Source organism: Mycobacterium sp. 1245111.1, from assembly GCF_001673405.1.
Classification (GTDB): domain Bacteria; phylum Actinomycetota; class Actinomycetes; order Mycobacteriales; family Mycobacteriaceae; genus Mycobacterium.
Genome location: NZ_LZLV01000058.1, coordinates 1 through 8,762 on the forward strand (window position 1 = coordinate 1; position 8,762 = coordinate 8,762).

Annotated in this window: 6 protein-coding genes and 2 pseudogenes; 6 read left to right on the forward strand and 2 right to left on the reverse strand. The window is 66.7% G+C overall.

Features of this window, described 5'->3' with window-relative positions:
• Nucleotides 1–264: pseudogene (locus tag A5658_RS10545) on the reverse strand (FAD-binding protein); the annotation flags it as partial.
• On the opposite strand from A5658_RS10545, the pseudogene A5658_RS10550 reads away from it, so the two are divergent.
• Nucleotides 254–958, forward strand: a pseudogene (locus A5658_RS10550) (FAD-binding protein); the annotation flags it as partial. The pseudogenes A5658_RS10545 and A5658_RS10550 sit on opposite strands and share 11 nt — an antisense overlap.
• Here the strand turns inward: A5658_RS10550 and A5658_RS10555 are convergent.
• Entirely contained in the window at nt 955–2,874 is a 1,920-nt protein-coding gene (locus A5658_RS10555) for an ABC transporter ATP-binding protein/permease (protein WP_067333799.1), read from the reverse strand. The pseudogene A5658_RS10550 and the gene A5658_RS10555 overlap by 4 nt on opposite strands.
• 95 nt (nt 2,875–2,969) lie before the next feature.
• On the opposite strand from A5658_RS10555, the gene A5658_RS10560 reads away from it, so the two are divergent.
• The 5 genes from A5658_RS10560 to A5658_RS10580 all read left to right on the forward strand — a co-directional run.
• The gene (locus A5658_RS10560; protein ID WP_067333784.1) at nt 2,970–4,607 is read left to right on the forward strand and encodes an acetolactate synthase; all 1,638 of its coding nucleotides are present in this window, start codon (nt 2,970–2,972) and stop codon (nt 4,605–4,607) included.
• A 23-nt stretch (nt 4,608–4,630) separates the two neighbouring features.
• Nucleotides 4,631–6,967 (forward strand): accessory Sec system translocase SecA2, encoded by a 2,337-nt coding sequence (gene secA2 / locus A5658_RS10565; protein WP_067333787.1) that lies wholly within the window; start codon nt 4,631–4,633, stop codon nt 6,965–6,967.
• Nucleotides 6,968–6,978: 11 nt separating this feature from the next.
• Complete coding sequence (locus tag A5658_RS10570; RefSeq protein WP_067333790.1) at nt 6,979–7,575, forward strand: CDP-alcohol phosphatidyltransferase family protein; 597 nt, start codon at nt 6,979–6,981, stop codon at nt 7,573–7,575.
• Nucleotides 7,568–8,485 (forward strand): DUF881 domain-containing protein, encoded by a 918-nt coding sequence (locus tag A5658_RS10575; RefSeq protein WP_067333793.1) that lies wholly within the window; start codon nt 7,568–7,570, stop codon nt 8,483–8,485. Before A5658_RS10570 ends, A5658_RS10575 begins: the two co-directional genes overlap by 8 nt.
• Nucleotides 8,486–8,519: 34 nt before the next feature.
• On the forward strand, nt 8,520–8,762 hold a 243-nt coding region (locus tag A5658_RS10580; RefSeq protein ID WP_067333796.1), incomplete at its 3' end, for a DUF1290 domain-containing protein.

Below are 8,762 nucleotides of genomic sequence, written 5' to 3' on the forward strand. Positions count from 1 at the left end.
GCCACCCGCGGAAATACCCATCCGGAGGCCGAGCCCGTCGTCGTTGGGGTTGCCCAAAATGTAAGGCGCCACCAACCCGTGGTGTTTGGTGCGTCGCGGCTGCCCCAATTCGGGTGTGTATTCGGCGACCATCTGCTCGTTCATCGCGAAACCGCCGGCTGCGATCACGACCGATTTCGCTTTCACCGCACCGGTTTCGGTGAAGTGCTTCCAGGCGACGCCGACCACGGCGCCGTCTGCGTTCAGGATCAGGTTGGTGGCGCCTTACATTTTGGGCAACCCCAACGACGACGGGCTCGGCCTCCGGATGGGTATTTCCGCGGGTGGCGTCGCCGAGAACATGAACGAAAAGTTCATCACGGCGGCCGCGTACCCGCCCGAGATTCTGCTGACGGGGGTGATCGTGAACAAGGAGGGCAAACGGTTTGTCGCCGAAGACTCCTACCATTCGCGCACATCGGCTTTCGTGCTGGAGCAGCCCGAGCAGACCGCCTACCTGATCGTCGACGAGGCCCACACCGAGATGCCCGCGATGCCATTGATCAAGTTCCTCGACGGCTACGAGACGATCGCCGAACTGGAGACCGCGCTCGAGATCCCTGCGGGCAACGTCGCCGCGACGTTGAAACGCTACAACGAGTTCGCCGCCAAGGGTGAGGACCCTGACTTCCACAAGCAGCCGGATTACCTTGCGCCGCAAGACAATGGGCCCTGGGCCGTGTTCGACCTGTCGCTCGGGCGGGCGATGTACTCCGGCTTCACGATGGGCGGGCTGGCGGTCACCGTCGACGGCCAGGTGCAGCGTGCGGATGCCAGCGTCGTCCCGGGCCTATACGCCGTGGGAGCGTGCGCATCCAACATCGCTCAGGACGGCAAGGGCTATGCCAGCGGCACCCAGCTCGGCGAGGGATCGTTCTTCGGGCGTCGCGCCGGAACGCATGCGGCCGGAGCGCGTTAGACCGTCGCGGGCTTCTTGCCGACCGCTCCCAACCGCCACGGGCCACCGCCGAGCAGTTCGAGGTGTTGTTCGTGGAACGCCTCGACCGCAGGACGGTGGCTGACACTGACGACGACGCATTCCGGCAATTCGTTGTGCAGCAATTGATACAGCGCGTGCTCGAGCCCCTCGTCGAGCGCCGACGTGCTCTCGTCGAGGAAGACCGCCTTCGGCTTGGTCAGCAGGATGCGCGCAAACGCCACGCGTTGTTGCTCGCCGGGGGAGAGCACCTTGGCCCAGTCGCGCACCTCGTCCAGCCGTTCGCTCAGCGGGGCGAGCGCAACTTTGGTCAGTGTCTGGTTCAACGTCTCGTCGGGAATGTCGGCCGGCGAGTTCGGGTAACTGACGACGGTTCGCAGATCACCCAGCGGCACATACGGCAGCTGGGACAAGAACATCGTTGCGTTCTCGCCGTCCGGGCAGCGCAGCGTCCCCGATGCGTAGGGCCACAATTCGGCCAGGCTGCGCAGCAACGTGGTCTTGCCCGCGCCCGACCGCCCGGTGATCACCAGCGACTGACCGGTTTCCAACCGCACGTCCAGCGAATCGACGAGCGGGTCGCCGTCGGGGGTGCGCACCTCGACGCCGTCGAATTCCACCGAGCCGTCGTCGGTGGGCCGGGTGAGTACCGCGGGCAGATCACGTCCCTTGGCATTGGCGTCGACCAGTCCGTGCAGACGGATGATGGCCGCGCGGAATGCGGCGAACGCGTCATAGTTGTTGCGGAAGAACGACAGTGAATCGTGAATCTCACCGAACGCCGTCGCCGTCTGGGTGACGTCGCCGAAGGCGATCTGCCCGGCGAACAGGCGCGGCGCCTGCACCAGCCACGGCAGCGGGACGATCGCCTGTGACATCGAGGCGTTCCATCCGAGGAAGCCGACGGTCCGACGCACATAGTGCCGGTAGTTGCTGATGATCGGGTCGAATCGTCCTTGCAGCGTGGATCGCTCGACTTGTTCGCCGCGGTAAAAGCCGACCGCTTCGGCAGCGTCGCGAAGGCGCACAAGCGCGTACCGGAAAGCGGCGTTTAGTTTTTCGTTGTTGAAGCTCAGCCGAATCAGGGGACGGCCAAGCCAGAACGCGACGATCGTCGCGACCAATACGTACACGATGACGATCCAGAACATCGCCCGTGGCAGGGTTAACCCCGAAAGGCTCAGCGGCCCAGACAGATTCCACAGGATCGCGGCGAATGAGATCACCGACACCACCGATTTCACCGCTCCGAACAGGAGCGTGGTGGAGGTGTCGTTCTGCGGGATGTTCGGTGTGCCGCCGATACCGGCGGTGAAGATGTCGACGTCCTGCTGGATCCGCTGGTCCGGATTGTCAATGGTGTTGTCGATGAACAGATCCCGGTAATACGCTCGTCCGCGCAACCAGTCGTCGGTCAGGTGCCCGGTCAGCCAGATTCGCCAGCTGATGATGAAGCGCTGGGTGAGGTAGATGTCCAGCATCACCCGGGCTATCCACAACGTGGCGAGCACGCTGAAATGTATGAGCGACGTGTAGAAACCGTGGATCCCCGACTGCCTGATAGCCCTGTCGCCGGATGCGGTGCCCATGAATGCCGTCTGCAACGCGCTGAACATGTCGTTGCTCTGATAGCTGAGCAGCACGGTCATTCGCACCAGAAGCAGGACTAGCAACAACAGCACCGACAAGTGCAGCCACGTCCGCACCGCGTGCCGCCCGGTGAAGTAGCCGCCGGTGATCCGCCAGTACTGGCGTCCCCACGGGGTGAGGTAGCGCAGCAGGACCAGCACCACCAGCACGCACACCGCGGCGATGACCCAGCCCTTGGCCAGCCACCACAGTGACTCCGTCGTCGCCGTGCCCCAATCGATGGACGGCTTGAATGGCTTGGGGTCCAAGATCACGTCTCCTCGCTGACGGCGGCCGGCCCGGCCGCCGTCACAGTGGCTGCTTCCCGGCGAAAGTATCCCAGGCCGGTCGATAGGCTGCGCGCATGGGCAAAGACGCCGATCACACATTCCATGCCGGCCAACTGATCGCCCGCCGACTCAAGGCCAGCGGGATCGACACCATCTTCACGTTGTCCGGCGGTCATTTGTTCTCCATCTACGACGGATGCCGCAGCGAGGGCATCCGCCTGATCGACACCCGCCACGAGCAGACCGCCGCGTTCGCGGCCGAAGGCTGGTCGAAGGTAACCCGTCAGCCCGGCGTCGCCGCGCTGACCGCGGGCCCCGGCGTCACCAACGGCATGAGCGCCATGGCCGCCGCCCAGCAGAATTCGTCGCCGCTGCTGGTCCTCGGCGGCAGGGCACCCGCCGGGCGATGGGGCATGGGTTCGCTGCAGGAGATCGACCACGTGCCGTTCGTCGCCCCGCTGACACGGTTCGCAGCCACAGCGCCGTCGGCGGAGGCGATCAGCGGACTGATCGACGACGCGCTGCGGGCCACCGTTGGCGCACCGTCCGGGGTGGCGTTCATCGACTTCCCCATGGACCACGTGTTTTCCGTTGCCGCCGATACCGGCCCGCCCGGCGCGCTGTCGACACCGCCGACCCAGGTGCCGCCCGACGGCGAGGCCCTCGACCGCGCGGCCAGCTTGCTGGCATCCGCCCAGCGGCCGGTGATCATGGCCGGCACCAACGTCTGGTGGGGACACGCTGAGGAGGCGCTGCTGCGACTGGCCGAGCAGCGCCGGATTCCGGTGCTGATGAACGGCATGGCCCGCGGCACGGTGCCCGCCGATCATCCGCTGGCGTTCTCCCGGGCGCGCTCAAAAGCGTTGGGGGAGGCTGACGTTGCGGTGGTCGTCGGTGTGCCGATGGACTTCCGGCTGGGATTCGGTGGCGTGTTCGGCCAGGACACCCAGTTGATCGTGGCCGACCGAGTGCAGCCCGATCGACCGCATCCCCGGCCGATCGCCGCCGGTCTCTACGGCGACCTATCGGCGATCCTGGCCGCGTTGGGCGACGCGACGGCTCCCGGCCATGACGACTGGGTCGCCGATTTGCGGGCAACCGAGACCGCCGCGCGCGGCCACGAACAGGCCGAACTGGCCGACGACCGCAGCCCGCTGCACCCGATGCGGGTCTACGCCGAACTTGCGCCGATGCTGGATCGCGACGCGATCGTCGTGGTCGATGCGGGCGACTTCGGCTCCTACGCGGGCCGGGTGATCGACAGCTACGTACCGGGCGCCTGGCTGGACAGCGGTCCGTTCGGCTGCCTGGGCTCGGGCCCGGGGTATGCGCTGGCCGCCAAGCTGGCCCGGCCAGATCGCCAGGTGGTGTTGCTACAGGGCGACGGCGCCTTCGGGTTCAGCGGCATGGAATGGGACACCTTGGCACGACACAACGTTCCCGTCGTCTCGGTGATCGGCAACAACGGAATCTGGGCGCTGGAACACCACCCGATGATGGCGCTGTACGGCTATTCGGTGGTGGCCGAACTTCGGCCCGAGACCCGCTACGACGAAGTGGCGCGTGCGCTGGGCGGGCACGGCGAGCTGGTGTCGACGCCCGCCGAGCTGCGACCCGCGTTGCAGCGCGCCTTCGACAGCGGTCTGCCCGCCGTGGTCAACGTGCTGACCGATCCCGACGTCGCCTATCCACGCCGGTCCAATCTGGCCTAGCCGATCTGACGTACCGTTGACCTGTGCCAAAGACCACCAGCTCTTCCTCCGGACGCCTGAGCGGCCGCTTCTGGCGACTGCTCGGCGCTAGCACCGAGAAGAACCAGGGCCGCTCGCTGGCCCAGGTCACCGCCTCGGCCGACTACGACGAGAAAGCGGCCGCGCTCGACGACGAGCAGCTGCGTAAAGCCGCCGGTCTGCTCAACCTGGACGACCTGGCCGAGTCCGACGACATTCCCCAGTTCCTCGCCATCGCACGGGAAGCCGCCGAGCGGGCCACCGGGCTGCGGCCCTTCGACGTGCAGTTGCTGGGCGCGCTGCGCATGCTGGCCGGCGACGTGGTCGAGATGGCGACCGGCGAGGGCAAGACACTGGCCGGGGCGATCGCCGCCGCCGGTTACGCGCTGGGCGGCCGGCACGTCCACGTCGTCACGATCAACGACTATCTGGCCCGGCGCGACGCCGAGTGGATGGGCCCGCTGCTAGAGGCGCTGGGCGTCACCGTCGGCTGGGTGACTGGCGAGTCGACTGCCGAGGAGCGACGCGCTGCCTACAAGTGCAACGTCACCTACGCGTCGGTCAACGAGATCGGCTTCGACGTGCTGCGCGACCAACTCGTGACCGACGTCGACGATCTGGTCTCACCCAACCCCGACGTTGCCTTGATCGACGAGGCCGACTCGGTGCTCGTCGACGAGGCGCTGGTGCCGCTGGTGCTGGCCGGCACCAGCCACCGCGAGCAGCCGCGACTCGAGGTCATCCGGCTGGTCGGCGAGCTGGTCGATGCAGAGAACGCCGAGCAGTACTTCGCCACCGACGCCGACAATCGCAACGTCCACCTGACCGACGCCGGGGCGCACAAACTCGAAAAGCAGCTTGGCGGAATCGATCTCTACTCCGAAGAGCACGTCGGCACGACGCTCACCGAAGTCAACGTCGCGCTGCACGCGCACGTCCTGTTGCACCGCGACGTGCATTACATCGTGCGCGACGACGCCGTGCACCTGATCAACTCGTCCCGCGGCCGCATCGCTCAGCTGCAGCGCTGGCCCGACGGTCTGCAGGCGGCGGTCGAGGCCAAGGAAGGCATCGAGACCACCGAAACCGGCGAGGTGCTCGACACCATCACCGTGCAGGCGTTGATCAACCGCTATCCCACGGTGTGCGGCATGACCGGAACCGCTTTGGCCGCAGGCGAACAGCTACGCCAGTTCTACAAGCTCGGGGTGTCGCCGATCGACCCGAACACACCGAACATCCGCGAAGACGAGACCGACCGGGTCTACATCACCGCCGCCGCGAAGACCGATGCGATCATCGCGCACATCATCGAGATACATGAGACCGGACAGCCCGTCCTGGTCGGCACACACGACGTCGCCGAATCCGAGGAGCTGCACGAACGACTGCGACGCCGCGGCGTGCCCGCGGTGGTGCTCAACGCGAAGAACGACGCCGAGGAAGCCTCGGTGATCGCCGAGGCCGGCAAGCTCGGCGCCGTGACCGTGTCGACGCAGATGGCCGGCCGCGGCACCGACATCCGGCTCGGCGGATCCGATGAATCCGACCACGAGAAGGTGGTCGAGCTCGGCGGCCTGCACGTGGTCGGCACGGGCCGCCACCACACCCAGCGGCTGGACAACCAACTTCGCGGCCGCGCCGGGCGCCAGGGTGACCCCGGTTCTTCGGTGTTCTTCTCCAGCTGGGAGGACGACGTGGCGGCGGCCAACCTCGAGCCCAACAAGCTGCCCATGCAGACCGACGAGGACGGTCGCATCATCAGCAACAAGGTCGCCGGCCTCCTCGATCACGCGCAGCGCGTCGCCGAGGGTCGCCTGCTCGACGTGCATGCCAACACCTGGCGGTACAACCAGCTGACCGCTCAACAGCGCGCGATCATCGTCGAGCGGCGCAACACGCTGCTCAGCACCGCCGCCGCGAGCGAAGAGCTGGCCGAGCTGGCTCCCGAGCGTTATGAGGAACTCTCCAAAGAGCTTTCCCAGGGGCAGCTGGAAAAGATCTGCCGGCTGATCATGCTCTATCACCTCGACCGCGGCTGGGCGGATCACCTCGCTTACCTCGCCGACATCCGGGAGAGCATCCATCTGCGTGCGCTGGGACGGCAGAACCCGCTCGACGAGTTTCACCGGATGGCGGTCGACGCGTTTGCGTCGCTGGCCGCCGACGCGATCGAAGCCGCCCAACAGACCTTCGAGACCTCGCCGTCCATCAAAGACGAGCCGGGCGTCGATCTGTCGAAGTTGGCCCGTCCGACCTCGACGTGGACTTACATGGTGCACGACAACCCGCTGTCCGACGACTCACTTTCCGCGCTGAGCCTGCCCGGCATCTTCAGATAAGGTCCCCGCACATGAACCGGCCGCCCGCGCACGACCGGCTGCTGACGGTGCCCAACGTGCTCAGCGGCCTGCGTCTTGTGCTGATCCCGGTCTTCATCTATGCGCTGCTATTCGCCCACGCGAACGCCCTCGCGGTGGCCATCCTGATGTTCAGCGGCGCATCCGATTGGGCCGACGGCAAGATCGCCCGGCTGATGAACCAGTCCTCGAAGCTGGGCGCCTATCTGGATCCCTTTGTCGACCGGTTGTACATGGTCACGACACCGATCGTGTTCGGTCTGGCGCACATCCTGCCGTGGTGGATCATCGCCGTCCTGCTGGTTCGCGACGTGCTGCTGGCCGCCGAGTTGCCGCTGCTGCGCACCCGCGGCATCACCGCGTTGCCGGTGATCTACGTCGGAAAGGCCGCAACATTCGCGTTGATGTCGGCTTTCCCGCTGATCCTGCTGGGCCAGTTCGACGGGTTGTGGAGCCGCGTCGTATTGGCTTGCGGCTGGGCGTTTTTGATCTGGGGTACCTACATGTACCTGTGGTCGTTCCTCGTCTATGCGTGGCAGGTAGTGATCGTGCTACGCCGAATGCCACCGGTGCGGGTCCGCAGTGCCTGACCCGGCGCTGGGCGGCTACGAGCCCTACTCCGGCCTCAACGCGCACGAGGCCGGGCGGGCACAACGCATCCCGGTGCCCTCGCTACTGCGCGCCCTGCTCTCCGAGCATCTGGATCCCGGTTATGCGGCCGCGGCCGCCCGGCGCGATCCCAGCGAGAAACCGACGGCTCGCGCACGCGCTCAAGGCTGGTTCTGGCAGGCGCTCGCCGCGTTGTTGGTGGCGGCGGTGTTCGCCGCCGCGGTCGCCCAGGCCCGGCTGGTCGCCCCGGGCGTGAGCGCTGCCCAGCGGGTGCTGGCGGCCGGCGTGCGCTCGGAGGAGGCGACGACCGGCCGTCTCACCAAAGAGCGCAATTCGCTTGCGGGACAACGCGATGACGTCCAGCGGCGGGCACTTGCCGAGGACGCCGAGGGACGGCGTCTGCTGGCCAGCCTCGACCGGCTCAGCCTTGCGGCTGCGGGCACCCCGGTCACCGGCCCGGGTCTGAGCGTCACCGTGACCGAGCCCGCCGTAGGGCCGAACCTCTCCGACGTGTCCAAGCAGCGGGTCGCCGGCAGCCAGCAGATCATTCTGGACCGCGACCTGCAGCTCGTGGTCAACTCGCTGTGGGCCAGCGGCGCCGAGGCGATCTCGGTCGGCGGGGTCCGGATCGGTCCAAACGTCACCATCCGACAGGCGGGCGGCGCGATTCTGATCGACAATAACCCGACCAGCAGCCCGTACGCGGTCCTCGCCATCGGGCCGCCACACGCCATGCAGGACGTGTTCGACAACAGCCCGGGCTTGCGCCGGCTACGCCTGCTGGAAACCTCGTATGGTGTCGGTGTCGACGTCAGCGCCAAAGACAAGCTCACGCTGCCCGCCGGGGCAACGCGAGATGTCAAGTTCGCCAAACAGATTGGTTCGTCGTAGTGCGAGAAATCCACGAAGTAGGAGCAGAGCGCCGATGATCGGGATCGCAGCGCTGGCCGTCGGTATCGTGCTGGGCCTGGTTTTCCATCCCAACGTGCCGGAGGTCGTCCAGCCGTATCTGCCGATCGCGGTGGTCGCGGCGCTCGACGCCGTGTTCGGCGGGTTACGGGCTTACCTCGAGCGGATTTTCGACCCCAAGGTCTTCGTGGTGTCGTTCGTGTTCAACGTCTTGGTTGCGGCGCTGATCGTCTACGTCGGCGACCAATTGGGCGTCGGC

Bases quoted from the DNA above. Each gene is read 5' to 3' on its own strand.
- A5658_RS10570 (WP_067333790.1), top strand. From the start codon at position 6,979: ATGAACCGGCCGCCCGCGCACGACCGGCTGCTGACGGTGCCCAACGTG.
- A5658_RS10560 (WP_067333784.1), top strand. From the start codon at position 2,970: ATGGGCAAAGACGCCGATCACACATTCCATGCCGGCCAACTGATCGCC.